Source organism: Rhizobium sp. WSM1328, from assembly GCF_057653715.1.
On the sequence record NZ_JBYGKO010000003.1, the window covers coordinates 377290 to 393505 of the forward strand.

Here is a 16216-nt window from a genome sequence, read left to right on the forward strand (position 1 = left end):
GCCTTCGAAAAAGGAAAAATCGGAAGCGCGACCGGTGGTCCGGCCGCGCATTCCCTTGGCTCTATTATTTGGTGATGCCGAGCTTCTTGCAGCCGTCGGCATAGCGGCCGGTGCACAGTTCCTCGGCGGTGTTGATCTTCTTGTCGATGATCTCGGCCTTGAGGTTTTCAGCAGTAACGACGGCAGGGACGAAGAGCTGCGCCGGCGTGTCGTAGAGCGTCATTTCGGCCTTGATCGTTTCTCCGGCCAGAAGCTTCACGGCGACGTCGGCAGCGGCAGCGGCGACGATTTCGCTCGGCTTTGAAATCGTATTGTACTGATCCCCTGCGATGATCAGCTGTAGTGCCGCGATCGTCGCATCATTGCCGGTGACCGGCGGCACCGGATCGACACCTGCTGCCTTGAAGGCTGCGATGGCGCCACCCCCAGTGCCGTCATTGGCAGCGACCACGCCGACGATCTGTTTGCCGAAACGGGTGATCTGGCCGCCCGCCCATTGCTGGGCGTTCGCGGGCTGCCAGTTCGGCGTGTCAAATTCGGCAAGCGTCTTGTAACCGCCGCTCGCCAGACCCTCGTGAATGCCGTCCTTGATCAGCCCGGCAGCCGCATCGGTCGGCGAACCATTGATCTGCAGGATGCCGCCGCCATCGGTCGGCACGTTCTGCGCCTTCAGATGCTGGACGAGCGATTCCGCAATTGCCTTGCCGATCGCCTTGTTGTCGAAGGAGACGTAAAAATCGGCCTTGCCTTTCGGGATCGGGCGGTCATAGGCAATGACCTTGACGCCCTGGCTCTGTGCAAGCTGGACGAGCGATGCGGCGGCCGCCGAATCCACCGGGTCCAGCACGATGACTTTGGCGCCTTGCGTGATGGCCGAATTGAACTGTTGCTGTTGTTTTGCGATATCGGCATCGGCGTTCTGATAGAGAACCTTGCACGACGCACAAAGCTTCTTCATTTCCGCGACGAAGCCCGGGTGGTCGTGCTCCTCGTAGCGGGTCGATCCCTGGTCGGGCATGAGGAATGCCACTGTCGCATCCGCAACGGCGGTTTGCGCAAAGGCGGAAGTACCACCAAGCAAGGACAGGACAAATACCGCGGCGCCTGCCGCCTTTGTTGAGAATTTCATCATTTCCATCTCCTCCCGTTGAAAAAATTGTGTTGTGATCGCACTGTTCTGCTGTGGCCGTTCGGCTGAAGGAACGGTCGCGCCTGCCCCGGCGGTTTGACGTCTTTGAGGACAAGCATTTCCAATCGCGAGCCGCTCATCGCGTGCCCCCGTTCAAGTCAGTGTCAGTATTGGTTCCTCCTCCTCGTCCTCCCTCGTCCTTTGGAGGTGCTCGTTCGGCTCCTCTAGGCCGCCTTTGCCACGTTGATATTGTCGCCCAACAACCGCCTGAAGCGAGAAGGCGTCATGCCCTTTTCCGCGAGAAACTGCCGGTTGAAGTTGGACAGATTGTTGAAGCCGACCTCGAAGCAGATATCGGTGATCGATGCGTGGTCATCGCTCATCAGGATCTGGCAGGCGAGATTGATGCGCAGGCGTTTCACATACTGTACCAGCGACATGCCGGTATGGCGGCGGAATGCGCGCGAAAAGGCGCCGGTCGACTGGTCAGCAATCGTCGCCAGATCGGCTTCGTCGAAGGATTTCGTCAGGTTCTCTCTGATATAGGCGAGCGCCTTGTTGATGCCGGCAGACATGTAGCCAGATGGATCGGGCAGATAGCTCGGGCTGGCGAGAAGCTGGGAATCCTGCGCCCGGCTGAGCAGGCCGACGATCATCATGAACAGCTCGATACGACGCACACCGTGTGCCTCCTGCACCTCGTTCATCAGGGGAGCCACCTGCCGGCTGGTATCGGCGCCGAAGAGCACGCCGCGCCGCGAGGCTTCAAGAACCGGATCGAAGGGCCCGAGTTCGGCCAGCACCTTCATAGTACCGCTGATGAAATTCTCGCTGAACTGGATGAGCTGGCATCGAAGCGGAATGCTCGATCCTTTCGGGACATCGCTGATCCAGTTATGGGGAAGATTAGGTCCGGCAAGCACAAGGTTGCCCGGTTCAAATTCGCCGATGAAGTCGCCGACGAAATAGCGTCCCGTCGTCGCCACGACGAGATGAAGTTCGTATTCCGGATGAAAATGCCAGCGAACCGTATGGTAGGGATAGCCATGCGCCTTCGTCGCGAAAGATTCGCCGGGCCGGATCTGAACCACTTCCAAGTCGGGTTCCATTGTTTCCTCCTCCAAGGACTGTTCCAGGCCGTCCGCCAAATTCCCTTTTTGGCTTTATTGTTAAGGAGAGTGTAATGGTCTCGTGTCGTGCCCGCCACCACGATTCCCGGGTAAAACCGATACTTTTTTGACAATTGACACTGCGCAGCCGGTGTAAAGACGACAGCAACCCGCATGCACATCGTCCAACGGCGTACCTCAGGCGGCCAAGGCGGCAATCACGTTTCTGACCAGCGCAGAAGAGGACAGCCGGCTCGTGGCGCAGCTCGGAGCGCCGATCGCGCCGACACGCACGGAAACGCCACCACGCGCATTGGCGATCGCAAACATCGACTCGTCGGTCAGATCATCGCCAATGGTAATCGGCGAGCGGTTCTTGAACGGGTCGGACTGGAAGAACCGCTCCAGCGCATCGCCCTTGCTCGACCGTGCCGGGCGCAGCTCGAATACCATCTTGCCGAGCTGCAATGCCCAGTTCGGCCCGGCTAGCTCCGCATAGTGGTGCATGCGGTCTTCGAGCACCTTTTCATATTCCGGCGCCAGCCGGTAGTGGGCGGCAACGGCCGCGCCCTTGTCCTCGATCAGGACGCCAGGGTAGTGCTCGGCTTCAGCGGTCAGCGCATGTTTCAACGCCTGAAACTCAGGTGTCGCCTCGAGCGTCTGCATTCCGGCGGCGTTCCTGATTTCGGCGCCGTGCAGGCCTGCTGTCGGAAATGCAAAGGGTTTGAACAGCGCGTCTGCATAAGCAAGAGACCGTCCGGTGACCAGCGCCAAGGCGCCGCCGAGCTTGTTCGACAGGCGATGAAGTTGTCCAGGAAGCGCCTCTGGAACCTCTATCGCATCCGGTGTGGGTGCAAGATTGAGCAGCGTTCCGTCGATATCGAGAAACATTGCCCAGCGGTCCGGTTCCTCCAAGACCAGTGAAAGCATTTCCTGTGTAGCGGCATCGTCCTGCACGGCATTCTCCAAACTCTGCAATCATTGAAGCTAGGTCGCCAACCGGCAAGGGCAAGGTGATTTTTCAGAGTCCGGAACATCCAGAGGATAGTTCGCGTTGTATCTCGCCGCCCGTTCGAGCACTCGCGCCGTAGAAGGTACATTGATGGCCAAAAGCAGTTCCGATCCCCGTGATGAGATCAATGCCCCGTTGGCACATGGCGCTTTAAACCTGCCATTGGTAGCGATCGACGATTACAATAACGAACTGCGTGACAAGGATGGCTTCGTTGGCGACAACGCCAACAAAAAGACGTTCCAACAAAAGCTCGACGATTGGAGAAAACGCATCCGCAAGGTTGGAGACGACCCGATCGGCAAGACCGCGACGGAGAAACTCTCCAAGAAAAAAATCGACGCTATTTTGAAGGGCGATGATTTGGCGGCGGCGGCGTTGGTCATGGGGGCAGTGGAGGATTTTGCGCAAGACTTTGCCGATGTGATAGCAAAGTTTCTGAAAGACAAAGGCTGGGGAAAGACAGAACGCATCGTCGTTGGCGGCGGCTTTCGTCGGAGCCACTTTGGCGAACTGACAATCGCCAGGACCATGGTCATTCTTAAAGCGGCCGGCGTCGACGTCGAAGTCGTGCCGATCGTACATCACCCCGATGAGGCCGGACTGATCGGTGCGATCCACCTGATGCCGCGCTGGATGTTCAAGGGCCACGAGGCGATCCTCGCCGTTGATATCGGCGGCACGAACGTTCGCGCCGGCGTCGTTAAATTCGGAAAGGACGACGTGCCGAATTTCGCGGATGCAAGCGTCTGGGAATCCACCATCTGGCGTCATGCCGACGATGAGCCAAGCCGCACCGCCACGATCGAAAGGTTGGCGGCGATGTTGCGGGATCTGATCGGCAAGGCCGAGAAGGCCAATCTCAAGCCAGCGCCGATCATCGGGATCGCATGCCCCGGCATCATCAAAGCCGATGGTTCAATCGAACGTGGCGGACAAAACCTGCCGGGCGGAAACTGGGAGAGCGACAGTTTCAACCTTCCCGCCGCACTGATGAAGGCCATTCCTGAGATCGGCGACGACAGCACATTCGTGATGATGCACAACGATGCAGTCGTGCAGGGATTGTCGCAGATCCCTTTTATGAGCGACGTGTCGAGATGGGCTGTGCTGACCATAGGCACGGGGTTGGGCAATGCGCACTTTACCAATCGCGAGGGCACGAAGGTGCGATAGTGGAATGCCTGCCTCGCGCCACTCTACGTAAGGAACGCTGGATCGGCCGCGATGCTTGCGATCCGCGATTAGGCTTTGCCGCCGGCGTGCCGCGTTATGGTAAATAGCAGGTAAACAAGAAGGAATTCCGTGGACGGAAGCGAACTCGCCAATAAGTTCCGCTAGAAGACGGCGGCTTTGCCAACTTGGAGGTGAGATCTGGTTGCCCGGGCTACCCAATAACGTCAGCAATATCTCGGTACGATTGCTGCGAGCACTGTCGATGATACTCGCCGAAACCTGATTCGCCTAGCATGCGCTGTATTCATCGTGGCGGTTGATGACAGCCTGGGATGTCTGCAACCCTGTTCGCGCTCAACCCGGCACGTGACTAGACTGGTGCCATTGACCTGGCCTGGCGATTATCGGATCTGCGTACAAACGAACCGGAACCCCTTGACGCCAGCCGCTCCCAGTATCTCCCTGACTTCGATCGGCACGAAAATTCGGGCTGCGGGTCCCCTCCCCCGTTGGTCCGCAGCAGCACCCTTGCCTGTGGTAAAACCCAAATCGCAGTCTCCAAATTCTGGCGATGCCGCATGATCTGCGATAGCCCAGTTCGCCGGTGCCGATAAGATGGGGCCTTTCGCATGTCAGGCCGCTCCTGCGCGCCACTCTTCTATCCTTGCGCGGGGAAGAGACCCGAGCGGCGAGCGTCGCCGCCAAAGGTCGCGTTTCGGATCGGCGCTTGAAGATGGGGCTCTCCCCTCCCCTTCGCGCGTGCTTGGAAAAGATGGTGATAACGCCGGCTGGCGGTTCTCGGCGGCTTCAAATTGCGCTTATCTCCAAGGCTTCACGCAATCGATGCGCAGACGAAAGATGGATCATGAATTTCAAGGGAATAAGCGCTCCGCTCAATGCTGGCCGTCTGGAACAAATGCTCGGCCTTGCGCAGCCACGGCGCGATGCCGCAACCCAGGACACAAATGACAAGTCCGCCGGCAACGAACCTGTCCGCGGGATGGAAACCGAAAGCCTGTGCCGTTCATCTGCCTATAAATGAGAAACGGATTGTCTGGTCCGACGTGCTCAAGCAGTGGATGTTGTTTTCCGGTGAGTCGGCAACTGCGTTAGCGTCTGGCATCGACGGGTGCGGGCACCGCCGCCATTGTCAGCTGACAATTGAGCTAAGATTCCGGAATTCCACATGATTTTTTCGTTGAATCCTGTCTGTTATCCATTGGCTAACCAAGAAATCGCTTGACGGAGTCGGCAGACTCACGATCATTTGCGCAAAATGACCCGATTTATCAGGATTTGCGTGAATGCCGACTAAGGCCGCGATTGTTGAGAAAGCCAAGAGAGCGAGTCGAGTCTCGATCGACGAGACGATCGCGCAGGACTCGACGATGCTCAGCAGCCAATTGCAGGTGCTGTTCGAGCGGTTGTTTTCGCCCGACGCCCGCAAATCGCTACGGCGGTTCAGCAGCACCGAGACTGCCAAGCTGCTCGGCGTTACGGACAGCTATGTTCGCCACCTTGCCGCCCAGGTGGAAAGCATCAATCCGGAAAAGACGGCGGCCGGTCGACGGGTCTTCTCGCTTGAGGAAATCCATGCGATGCGCCACCATCTCGGGCGCACCAAACCGTCCTATCTGCCGATGCGCCGGCCGGGTGACCATCTCCAGGTGATCGCCGTCACCAATTTCAAAGGTGGCTCCGGCAAGACGACGACATCCATCCACCTGGCGCAGTTCCTGGCTCTTCGCGGCTACCGCGTGCTCGCCGTCGACCTCGATCCGCAGGCGTCGATGTCGGCGATGCTCGGATATCAACCCGAATTTGACGTCGGCGAAAACGAGACGCTTTATGGTGCCATCAAATATGACGAAACGCGCCGCGACGTAGCCGACATCGTTCGCCAGACCTATTTTCCGGGGCTCGATCTCATTCCCGGCAATCTCGAACTGCACGAGTTCGAACACGATACGCCAAAGGCGCTCGCCGACACCAACCGCGACGACAAGGACATGTTCTTCATGCGGGTCGGCAATGCGCTGCATTCGCTGGAGCAGAGCTACGATGTCGTCATCATCGATTGCCCCCCCACCCTCGGCTTTCTGACGCTCTCTGCTCTTTGTGCCGCTACCTCCGTCCTTATCACCGTCCATCCGCAGATGCTCGACGTTGCGTCGATGAACCAGTTCCTGACGATGACCTCCGACCTTCTGGCCGTGGTCAAGCAGGCAGGCGGCAATCTTGATTACGACTGGATGCGCTATCTGGTCACCCGCTATGAGTCCAATGATGGACCGCAGGCGCAGATCGTTGCCTTCCTGCGCAGCCTGTTTGGCGAGCGTGTGCTGACCTCGATGATGGTCAAGTCGACAGCGGTCTCGGATGCTGGCCTGTCGAAACAGACGATCTACGAGGCCGGACGCGACACGATGCATCGCCAGACCTATGACCGCGGGGTGGAATCCGTCGACAGCGTCAATGCCGAGGTCGAGCAACTCATTCGTAGTGCATGGAGCAGGACATGAGCCCAAAAGGACGCGACATCCTGAAGAGCATGGTCGGCGCTGTCGAACCGACACGGCCGGACGTGCCAAGCGTGCAACAGCCGCATCGGCCTTCGGGAGCGGTCAAGGCGATGAACCTGTCACTTGGACGGCTGGGAGAGGAAGCAGCCGCCGCTAAGGCACTGCGGGAATCGCTGGCTTCCGGCGACAAGGTGCTGGAGATCGATCCGGCTGCGGTCGAAATGTCCTTCATCCGCGACCGCATCCCGGTCGACAAGGATGCCGAGTTCGAGCGATTGAAGCAGTCTATCCAGGAAAGCGGACAGCAGGTTCCGATTCTGGTGCGGCCGGACCCGGCAAGGGCCGGGCACTACCAGGCCGCCTATGGCCACCGGCGCCTGCGGGCGGCAGCAGAGATCGGGGTTCCTGTTAAGGCCGTTGTACGTAAGCTCACCGATGAAGAGCTGATCCTCGCACAGGGTCAGGAGAATGGCCCGCGTGTCGACTTGAGTTTTATAGAGCGGGCACTGTTTGCACGCCGCATGGACGAGCATGGCTTCAGCCGTGACATGATTTCCAAGGCACTGGCGACAGACAAGCCGGAAACGTCAAGGCTCCTGCAGGTGGCTCAGACGATCGATCCCGAGATCATTCTCGCCATCGGGCCGGCCCCCAAGGTCGGACGCCCGCGCTGGTTGGCGTTTGCCGAGAAATTCAGGGAGACGGGCGGGCAGAAAAAGGCGCAGGCTGCCATCAGAGCTGCTGGTTTCGTGACGTTGGAGACCAACAGCCGCTTCGATGTCATCTGGAAGGCGGTAGAGGAGAAGAGTGCACCTCAGCGGGCCGAGCAGACGCTCCGGACCCAAGGCGGCGCTCCGCTTGCTTTGGTGGCCCGGTCCGGCAAAACCTTTCGCATCACCGTCAAATCGGCGGCGTTTTCGGAATTCCTGGCTCAGCGGTTGGTAGGCCTCGCCGCCGAGTTCGAAGAGGAAAATGAGGGAAAATGAGGCAGTTAGGCCGGTTGTCAGCTGACAATTCGGATAGGAGATAACGCGCAAAAGAAAAAAGCCCCCGAACGTCACCGTCGCGGAAGCTTTCCTCGTAGTCCTGAACACCTCCGAGAATCGCACTTCCGAGAATCGCTGTCAAGAGTTTTTGGCGCCGTTTTGGTGAGCGGATTTCTTTTGCCTCGTTGAGGTGGAAGATATGGAAACCGGAAGTGTAACGACGCCCTTCGGGCGGCGGTCGATGACGCTTGGCATGCTTGCAAGCCAGGTCATGGCTGGGGAGATCAAACCGGATCAGTCTGTCGATAAGTGGAAATTGTTTCGCGCGCTGTGCGAAGCAAAGCCGCTGCTCGGCATTGGCGATCGGGCGCTTGCCGTGCTCAACGCGCTTTTGAGCTTTTATCCGAAGAACGAACTGGCCCAGGGAAACGGTTTGATCGTCTTCCCGTCGAATATCCAGCTTTCGCTCAGAACGCATGGCATGGCCGAACAGACGGTGCGGCGTCATCTCGCCGCGCTCGTCGACGCAGGTCTTCTGCTGCGCAAGGATAGCCCCAACGGCAAGCGTTACGTCCGCAGGGACAGGGCAGGGGAGGTCGACGAGGCGTTCGGCTTCTCGCTGGCGCCGCTCCTTGCCCGTGCCGACGAGATCGAACAGCTCGCGGCCGAGGTTATGGCTGAGCGGCTGCATGTCCAGCGTCTGCGTGAACGCATCACCCTTTGCCGCCGTGACATTGCAAAACTGATCGAAGCGGCCGTTGAAGAAGAGATCCCTGGGGATTGGCAAGGCCTATACCGCGAATTCCGGGACCTGATCGAAGGCCTGCCGCGATCGCCGACGACAGCACAGCTTGAACTGTTGCTGGATGAATTGACGGGCCTGCGGACAAATATCCTTAACCAGCTGGAAATTCAGGTTAAATCAACAAAACAGCGCGGCAATGCCGATTATATCGAGCGTCACATACAGAATTCAAATCCCGAATCTATTTCTGAAGTTGAACCAGGCTTCGAAACGAAGCAGGGCGCGACAGCTGAGCCAGACAACGACCGAGGGGCCGTGACGGCAGAGAAGGGAAGGGGTAAGGCAACCCATCCCTTCCATCAGATGGAGGAAGAGCAAAGTCGACGGCCGGGGGGCCGCAACGATGGTGGCGGACTGAAATCCTTCCCACTTGGCCTGGTTCTGCAGGCCTGTCCGGAAATCCTTGCCTATGGGCCGGATGGCGCAATCCGCAACTGGCGCGATCTGATGGCCGCAGCCGTCATCGTTCGATCGATGCTGGGCGTCAGTCCATCGGCCTACGAAGAGGCCGCCAATGTGATGGGTCCGGAAAACGCCGCGACCGTGATGGCATGCATCCTGGAGCGAGGCGGCCACATTAATTCGGCCGGTGGCTATCTTCGTGGCCTGACGCGGCGAAGCGAAAAGGGCGAATTCGCGATCGGCCCAATGCTGATGGCGCTTCTGCGGGCAAATGCGCCGGCCGGGCGGAAAGTTGGATAGGCCTTCGGCTCCGTGCGGGCGGCGCCGATAGATAGCTAAGCTCGGGCAAAACTCTGCAGGCTGCTACGAGATTATCCATCACGACGATGTCGCCGGGTTTGAGCACTGGTACGAGTTGCTGCTCGACATAGGCGCGAAAGCACTCACCCTTGATCGAGTCCATCGAAGACACAGGGTGCGGTGAGCCGATCGCAGCGCAACGCGCCGAGGAAAGTCAGGGTGCGCTAATGTCCGTGCGGGGCGAAGCTGCGCAGGCGTTTGCCCTTCGGCCCCCACCCTCGAAGCGCCGCCATGTTGGTCTTGATCCAGGTTTCATCGATAAAGACCAGCCGTCTTGGATCGAGGCCAGACTGCCAGGATCGCCAGCGCTGTCGCCGTTGCGCAACGTCAGCGCGCGCCCGGTCAAGGGCGAACAGTGTTTTTTTGAACCGCAATCCCTCACGCCGCAGGAACTGCCACACCGTATCGTGGGATACCTTCACCCGTGACATCGATCGGGGCCGCGGAAAATCCTCTCGTGCCAAGAAGAGGCCGAAGAGGGTGCCATCCACCAAGCCGGCTGCGCCGGACGCAACAACGGGCGAAAAGCCATCGCGGCAGCGGCAGGGGAGGGGCTCATTCGCAGGCGGTAGGGCCTCAACTCCTGACTGCAGTCTCTCTTCCGCCATGATCACGCCGCCCGGACATCGGTTTGAGCGAAATCGTTGCCCTTGAACAGCAGCGGCTCGCCGGACGCTTTCGCCAGAGCATAGGCAAAGCAGTCGCCAAAGTTGAGACCGGCCTTGTGACGACCTTTTCCGAAATCGAGAAACGCCTGCCTTGCCAATTCGCCATGCTCGAGCGTGACAGGCTCGATGATGATGCCGGCGCGCCGGAAGAAGGCCTCGGCCTGGCGCATGCCGTCGGGGCCGAGCTGACCCTCGACCACCATCGACAACTCGACGTAATTGGCGACGCTGATCCGCGTGAGCTCCGCGTCATGGATGATCTTAACGAAACTCGCCGCCTCGGGCTCACGGTAGAGGATTGCGACCAGGGCCGAGGTATCGATGATCATTTCGGCAGGCCGTTCTCGTCGTAAAGGAACTCGGCATGGTCGACATAGGGGCGTTTGACGTGCGCTGCGGCGCGATCGGCGATCGCCAGGAGCTCCTCGACGCTGGCACGCCCCTTTCGCCGTTCGATCTTCGCGAACCGCTCGCGCAGCGCCTCGGTGACAACGCGGGTCATGCTTTCTCCCGTGGCGTGGGAGATCGCCTGCGCCAAGCGATGGGCTTCCGGATCCTTGATGCTGAGGCTCATTCCGATAATTTCCGTCTAGAAAAATAGCGTTCTTTCTAGATTTCTATGCGCAATCTTCTTCATTTTCAAGCCTGTCGAATAATGTCCGATAAATTACCGGACATTTAGATGGAGCCACCTAGAGCATTCGAGCAGCGCGACCGCTTCGCCGCGTAGCGTTGTTATAGTAGCTGGATGCCTGCTGCACAGAGCGGTGGCGCGATTGCTCCATGGCTTCGGGAAGCGGGATGCCGCGGTTCGCAGCCTCCGTCAGATAGCCCGACCGAAGTCCATGCGCCGAAAACTCCCCAGGCTCCAGCCCAGCCTCTGCCACCCGCCGCTTGACGATATCGTTGACCGCTTTTGGGTCGAGCGCCCGTCGGGATACATTGCCCCAGCGATCGATCGCTCGAAACACGCTGCCGCCGTCGACTTTTGCAGCCGTCAACCAGGCATTCAGCGCGTCCACCGGCCGGCCGGTCAGATAGACGACCTCGTCCTGGCTGGCACCGGAATTCTTGGTGCGGCCAAGATGGATGGTGAGCGAGGGGAGGGGGATGTCGTCCTCACCGGTGACCGGCGCCTCGACCGTCAGTTGCTCCCGGCGCAGACCCGCGACTTCGCTGCGACGACGACCGCCGGAGGCGAAGGCGACCATTAGGATCGCCCGATCGCGAACGTCGCGCAAACTGTCACTCCTGCAGGTCGCGAGCAGCCTGGCCAGCACCTCGCCGGTGACCGCCTTGGCGCTTTTGCGGCGGCGTGGCCGCGGCACGGCGCGCACCGCCAGCCGGATCGCCGACTTCAGGGCAGGGGAGGTGAAGGCGCCGTCGAGGCCGCGCCATTTGGTCAGCGTCGACCAGTTGGCGAGGCGCCGCCGCACCGTGTCGGGTGCGTGTGGCCCCAGAGACCTCAGGAAGCCGCGAAAGCGCAAGACGTCTTCGACATCGGCCGGCATGCCATGCTCGGGGTCGTTTTCGCGCCGTTGCGGATCCCACAGATGGTGGGCGACAAATTTAAGCAGCAGCGCCTCCGCCGCTGGCCAGGGCAGGGCGCTACCCGTCGCCGCAAGCGACCAGGCTTCGAGATAGGCGAGGTCGGAGGTCAGTGCCCGCAGCGTGTTGTCGCCCATACCGGCATTGACGAGATGCCGCAGCGTCTCGACATCCTGGTCGGTCAAGAGCTCGGCGAGCTTGTCACGGCGGTCGATCGGCAGCACGGCTGCGATGGTGTCCAGGGCCTCGGCGCGGCTGGTGACGGATGCAGAATGCGTGACACTCATCGCGGCGCGCCGTCTGCGTCGTAGAAGTCATCGTGCGCGGACGTCAGATCCACGTCTTTCGGCCTGCCTGTCGCAGCAATAGCCCAGACATCATCGAGCGAAGAAGGTCTTCCGGCCTCGGCGATCCTGCTGGCTGAAGCGGCCGCTACCCCGTCGCCAAGGCTCTTCGTGGGCTGGTCAGATCCGAGAACAGGGCTCGAAGAAAACGCGGTGAGCCTTGCAACAGGTCGTCCGTCCCGGCACACATAGACCTCGTCCTGACGGGCCAATTCGATGAGCTCCTCCAAGCGTTCCGCGGCTTCCTGGACATCAGCGAATATCATCATCACCAACCTCCTTACCATACCCGTTCGTGCAGCACCGCATCGAAGGCGGTGTCGAGCGACACGAAGGCACAATGTTCCAACCGCGTCTGGGCGGCGAGAATGCGGTCCCAGGGATCGCGGTGATCCCAGTCGAAGCTTGCCGCCAGTTCGGCGTGCAGGTCGGTGATGGCAAGTGTCTGTAGGCCACTGTCAGCGACGGCAGCGCGCAGTTCCTGCGGCCTAAGATCGAGCTTTTTCAAACGCATCTTGTTGTCGAGCTCGTAGAAGGACACGGCGCTGACGAGGACGCTGTTGGCCTTGTCCTCGATCAGCGACCGGGCCATCCCGGACAGCCGCTCGCTACCGATTGTCCACCAGTAGACAGCGTGGCTGTCGAGCAGAATCTTCATGGCTGGGGCTCGCGCTCGGATGGACCACCCTGCCAGACGCCGACATCATCGTTCCAATCGCCGGCGTCGATTGCCACTTGTTCGGCATCGACCTCGTCGAACAGGTCGTCGGGCAGGCCGCGCTGGCGCAGCAAGCCGAAGGGGCGCTTGCCGCCATCGGCTGGGCCGATGCGGGCATAGATCTCACTGCCCCGCATGATAATGATTTCTTCGCCCTGGTTGGCGCGCTCGAGCACCTCGGCGAAATTTTTCCGCGCTTCGCTGATCTTGTAGCTGGTCTGGGACATCGTGCGCTCCGATTTTGCCTCTCAAGCTGCACGATAGCACCGTAAACCCGTGCGTACAATCCATCTGTACGTATCACTTCCGATAAGAGCTACTTATCGATGGTTATAACTTTTCAGAAAATCCCGAGCGATGACGGAAGCTAGCATCCATATCGCTTCTGGTTAATGACGTGTTTACCATGATTTCAATGTCTTACGATCTCGCCAAATTGCCAATCTCCAGCTTGCTGGGGGTAAGCGGGGCTGATTTGGTGGCCATGCCGACACAATCAGCATGTCTGACCCAGAGCAGGGTGCTAGTTGCGCAAAGGATCGAGAGCGTTCAGGCGCGTGCTGCAACCATCGAGGCGAGGGGTGCCACAAGATGATCTTCGTCATTGATCCCCAGCCGATCGCCGAGATAGTGCCAGAACGACAGGCCGAGCTTTTGGGCAGGTCTTCATCAGGCCGAGCATGCTGTCGCGCGCCTGCCGACCGCTGCGACTGACCGTGCCGCCGGAAATCTTTCGCTTGATGACAAGTCCCCGCAGATCTCTTTCCGACGCATTGGTGTGGAGCGGGTTTCAGGCCGCTCCAGCACCCGCAGCAGTTCGTCCTTGCGGCGACCCAGTCGAAGCAGCAGTTTGTCGAGGTCGCCATAACCGGTGCGCAGCGAAAAGATCCGATCGAACCGAGCCTGAAGGCCCCGGGCTGCACGGGGATCAGGTCTTCGCCGATAGGCTTTCAGGGTCTTGTAAAAGTGCCAGACAAGCTCGCGCAGGGTTTCGACGTGTTTCACTTGGCCGGGCGTCGCCGGCATCAGCTTGTGCAGCAACCGCTCGGCGTGGACCCAGCACAGCGCATGGGTGCCGACGCGGAATTGTCCGGCATCGTCGGATACGATCACCGCATTGCCGACCAGACCGTGATGGCGGATGGCGCCCCAGATGCCGGCCTCGGCAAACGGGCGGATTATGTCCTTGTCGAAGATGTCGATACCATTGGCGGCCAGATACTCGAGAAACGGAACCTGATTGGCAAACCGCCGCGGTTCACATGTCTTCAACCGCGCCAGAAGGGCGGGGTCCACCTGACGGGTTTCCAGAAAGGTGAAGGCGGCATCGTTGAGAACATAGTCCTGATAGTTGCCGCGCAGCAGGGCCAGAAAATTCAGCCGCGACTTCGACGGCGTCGTGCGGAAGGCGGTGAACTGTTCGCCGCCGATCTGTGTCGTATGGAAATTGCGATTGGCATGGCGGGCACCTGTATCGTCGACCGTGACAAAGGGAGCCGAGACCAGGCCGGCATGCAGCACGGCGGCATCCTCTGCATGAAAGCCATCCAGCCGCTCTGTCAAAAACCGGATGACCTGGCGTTTGGTCGCGATCATCGCTAGCGATGACGCTGTAATTTCGACACCGACATCGTTCAGCAAGGTCGTCAATCGCTGCGTTGTGACCTGCCCATGGCTATGAAGCATCAGGCAGAAGCGACGCAGACTGGCGCCGTAGCCGCCCTTTATCCCTGCTGGCAGCGGCGCAATGATCGTGCGTCCTTCCGGTGTCACCCAGCATTCGCGGCGATAGCGCACCACTTCGGCCCGCACAACCAGATCCCGGACCACGCAATCCTTGTAGCCTTTAAACCGCGATCCAGTTGGGGCTCTGGCAGGCAGTACCTCTTGGCGCGTGGCGCTCCCCGTGTCGCCCTTCGGCCCGCGACGCCGCGCAGGCTTTCGGCTGCCGGCAACCGCCTTGTCGCTCGTTGCCTGCTCCATGCCCGATGGCCTGAACGGTGGGCGTGGCGGCAGGTTTTTAAGCCGCGCAATCTCGTCGCGCAGAAGCTGGTTGTCGACCTTCAGCCGGGTGTTCTCGATCCTGAGCACATCGTTTTCTTCTCGAAGCTTTCGGTTGTCAGCCTCAAGCGCCTCAATCCGGATTTCTGCCCGATCGGCCCGCGCCACAAGTCCCGTCACCAATTCCCGCAGCGCCTTCAGCGACAGCGTATCAGCATGCTCGGCCATGGGGAGGCGGCGCTTCGTCATAAAGGAAGTGAATCATGATTCACAAAAAATCGGAATCCCCCGTGCCAGCAGATCTGCTCCAGTTACCTGTTGCTGCCGATTTCCGACGCCACAGCCGCACTGGCGCGGCTCGACGAACGGATCGCCCGGTCTCCGGTCGGGCCGGGATGGATCGAACGATCACACTTCGCAGACGCCTGTGCCTCGCTGTGGATCGACGGCGACCTGGTGCATCTCGAAGACCTGGTGCTGCATGACGCCGGCGCCGATATCCGCGCCCCCACCCACGAGCTGACCATCGCCCGCGACGTGCTGCGGACGTGCCGCCGGATAGCGTCGCAGCCGCCCGGCTGGCCGCTCAATGCCGACGGTCTGCGCAGCCTGCGCGGGCAGGCGTGGCCTGCAGCATCCCATGGCGCCGACAGCACCGTGGCGAACAGTGTTGTCGAACCGGATGTAGAGATGGCTGGGGTAGGGGAGGGGGAGGATATCACTGATGTTGCCAACCCTCTCGACGCAGAGTTTGGCGCCATCGATGCTGTGCTGGCCCGATCGCAAGCGGCCATCGAACAGGCAACGGCGCCGGGCCGTGCCGTCGCGCGCGAAAAGGATCCGCTGGTCTACGATCTCGACTGGGACGAGGACGAACGGCTCGGCGAATGGCGGGCGGTGCTGCGCGAACTCGACGGCTTCCCACCGGTGCTGCAGGCGGTTGTCGCCCTCGATGCGCGGAATGGTTTGGAGGTTCTGCAGCACGCCCCTTGGCTCGGCCGCCTCCTGGCCGCCTCGATCCTGCGCCAGGGCCGGTGTGACGACCGGAGTGCATCTGGCTGCCTTCAATCTTGGCCTGAAATCCATACCCGTCGATCGGCGCCGGCACCGCGATCGCGAAACCCGCTTGCTGGCGCTTCTCGCCGGCATCACCGCCGCGGCCGATCTTGGCCTCAAGGAGCACGACCGGCTTACCCTTGCCAGGCAGGCGATGGAGGGAAGGCTGGTCGGCCGGCGTCGGTCGTCCAAACTGCCGGAGTTGATCGAGCTGGTGATGGCGCGGCCGCTGGTGTCGGCCGGCATGGTGGCCAAGGCGATTGACGTGACGCCGCAGGCGGCGGTGCGGATCGTCGGCGAGCTGGGTTTGAGGGAGATGACGGGGAGGGGGAGGTTTCGGGCGTGGGGGGTGCTGTAAGGACCAAATTTGGTGAACGCTC

Annotated in this window: 14 protein-coding genes and 3 pseudogenes; 6 read left to right on the forward strand and 11 right to left on the reverse strand. The window is 60.4% G+C overall.

The features are described from left to right. Positions 1–64: 64 nt before the first annotated feature. The 3 genes from AC2444_RS29420 to otsB all read right to left on the reverse strand — a co-directional run bounded on the left by AC2444_RS29420 (position 65) and on the right by otsB (position 3216). On the reverse strand, positions 65–1138 hold the full coding sequence (locus AC2444_RS29420) for an ABC transporter substrate-binding protein (RefSeq protein WP_017997565.1): 1074 nt from the start codon (positions 1136–1138) through the stop codon (positions 65–67). Between the two features lie 215 nt (positions 1139–1353). Continuing rightward, a complete protein-coding gene (locus tag AC2444_RS29425) occupies positions 1354–2238 on the reverse strand; it encodes a helix-turn-helix domain-containing protein (protein ID WP_128449391.1) in 885 nt (294 codons plus the stop codon). 198 nt (positions 2239–2436) lie between these two features. Next, positions 2437–3216, reverse strand: coding sequence for a trehalose-phosphatase (otsB, locus tag AC2444_RS29430; RefSeq protein ID WP_206615926.1), 780 nt, complete (start codon positions 3214–3216; stop codon positions 2437–2439). A 124-nt stretch (positions 3217–3340) separates the two neighbouring features. Between otsB and AC2444_RS29435 the strand changes: the two genes are divergently transcribed. The 5 genes from AC2444_RS29435 to repC all read left to right on the forward strand — a co-directional run bounded on the left by AC2444_RS29435 (position 3341) and on the right by repC (position 9441). Next, positions 3341–4426 (forward strand): ROK family protein, encoded by a 1086-nt coding sequence (locus AC2444_RS29435; RefSeq protein WP_012760602.1) that lies wholly within the window; start codon positions 3341–3343, stop codon positions 4424–4426. A gap of 865 nt (positions 4427–5291) precedes the next feature. Continuing rightward, the gene (locus tag AC2444_RS29440; RefSeq protein WP_164902772.1) at positions 5292–5468 is read left to right on the forward strand and encodes a hypothetical protein; all 177 of its coding nucleotides are present in this window, start codon (positions 5292–5294) and stop codon (positions 5466–5468) included. Between the two features lie 262 nt (positions 5469–5730). Next, positions 5731–6948, forward strand: coding sequence for a plasmid partitioning protein RepA (repA, locus tag AC2444_RS29445; RefSeq protein ID WP_003555232.1), 1218 nt, complete (start codon positions 5731–5733; stop codon positions 6946–6948). Further along, on the forward strand, positions 6945–7934 hold the full coding sequence (repB, locus tag AC2444_RS29450) for a plasmid partitioning protein RepB (RefSeq protein WP_003555234.1): 990 nt from the start codon (positions 6945–6947) through the stop codon (positions 7932–7934). The genes repA and repB overlap by 4 nt, the downstream gene beginning before the upstream one ends. Before the next feature lie 199 nt (positions 7935–8133). Next, positions 8134–9441: a plasmid replication protein RepC gene (repC, locus tag AC2444_RS29455; RefSeq protein ID WP_128449390.1), complete on the forward strand. Its 1308-nt coding sequence runs from the start codon at positions 8134–8136 to the stop codon at positions 9439–9441. Between the two features lie 67 nt (positions 9442–9508). On the opposite strand, the pseudogene AC2444_RS29460 reads toward repC, so the two are convergent. The 8 genes and pseudogenes from AC2444_RS29460 to AC2444_RS29495 form a co-directional block, all read right to left on the reverse strand. Continuing rightward, positions 9509–9923 (reverse strand): annotated as a pseudogene (locus AC2444_RS29460) (transposase); the annotation flags it as partial. A gap of 188 nt (positions 9924–10111) precedes the next feature. Further along, a complete protein-coding gene (locus AC2444_RS29465; RefSeq protein WP_003555238.1) occupies positions 10112–10498 on the reverse strand; it encodes a type II toxin-antitoxin system VapC family toxin in 387 nt (128 codons plus the stop codon). Continuing rightward, the gene (locus AC2444_RS29470) at positions 10495–10743 is read right to left on the reverse strand and encodes a type II toxin-antitoxin system VapB family antitoxin (protein WP_003555240.1); all 249 of its coding nucleotides are present in this window, start codon (positions 10741–10743) and stop codon (positions 10495–10497) included. The genes AC2444_RS29465 and AC2444_RS29470 overlap by 4 nt, the downstream gene beginning before the upstream one ends. 118 nt (positions 10744–10861) lie before the next feature. Further along, on the reverse strand, positions 10862–12004 hold the full coding sequence (locus tag AC2444_RS29475; RefSeq protein ID WP_012760598.1) for a site-specific integrase: 1143 nt from the start codon (positions 12002–12004) through the stop codon (positions 10862–10864). After that, complete coding sequence (locus AC2444_RS29480; protein WP_012760597.1) at positions 12001–12330, reverse strand: type II toxin-antitoxin system Phd/YefM family antitoxin; 330 nt, start codon at positions 12328–12330, stop codon at positions 12001–12003. Before AC2444_RS29480 ends, AC2444_RS29475 begins: the two co-directional genes overlap by 4 nt. An 11-nt stretch (positions 12331–12341) precedes the next feature. Further along, complete coding sequence (locus AC2444_RS29485; protein WP_003555245.1) at positions 12342–12719, reverse strand: type II toxin-antitoxin system VapC family toxin; 378 nt, start codon at positions 12717–12719, stop codon at positions 12342–12344. Then, positions 12716–13006 carry a type II toxin-antitoxin system Phd/YefM family antitoxin gene (locus AC2444_RS29490; protein WP_003555247.1) on the reverse strand — a complete coding sequence of 97 codons (291 nt, stop codon included), beginning with the start codon at positions 13004–13006 and terminating at the stop codon, positions 12716–12718. Before AC2444_RS29490 ends, AC2444_RS29485 begins: the two co-directional genes overlap by 4 nt. Before the next feature lie 322 nt (positions 13007–13328). Next, positions 13329–15029 (reverse strand): annotated as a pseudogene (locus tag AC2444_RS29495) (IS66 family transposase). Positions 15030–15080: 51 nt separating this feature from the next. On the opposite strand from AC2444_RS29495, the pseudogene AC2444_RS29500 reads away from it, so the two are divergent. Continuing rightward, positions 15081–16194 (forward strand): annotated as a pseudogene (locus AC2444_RS29500) (RHE_PE00001 family protein). Positions 16195–16216 lie beyond the last annotated feature (22 nt).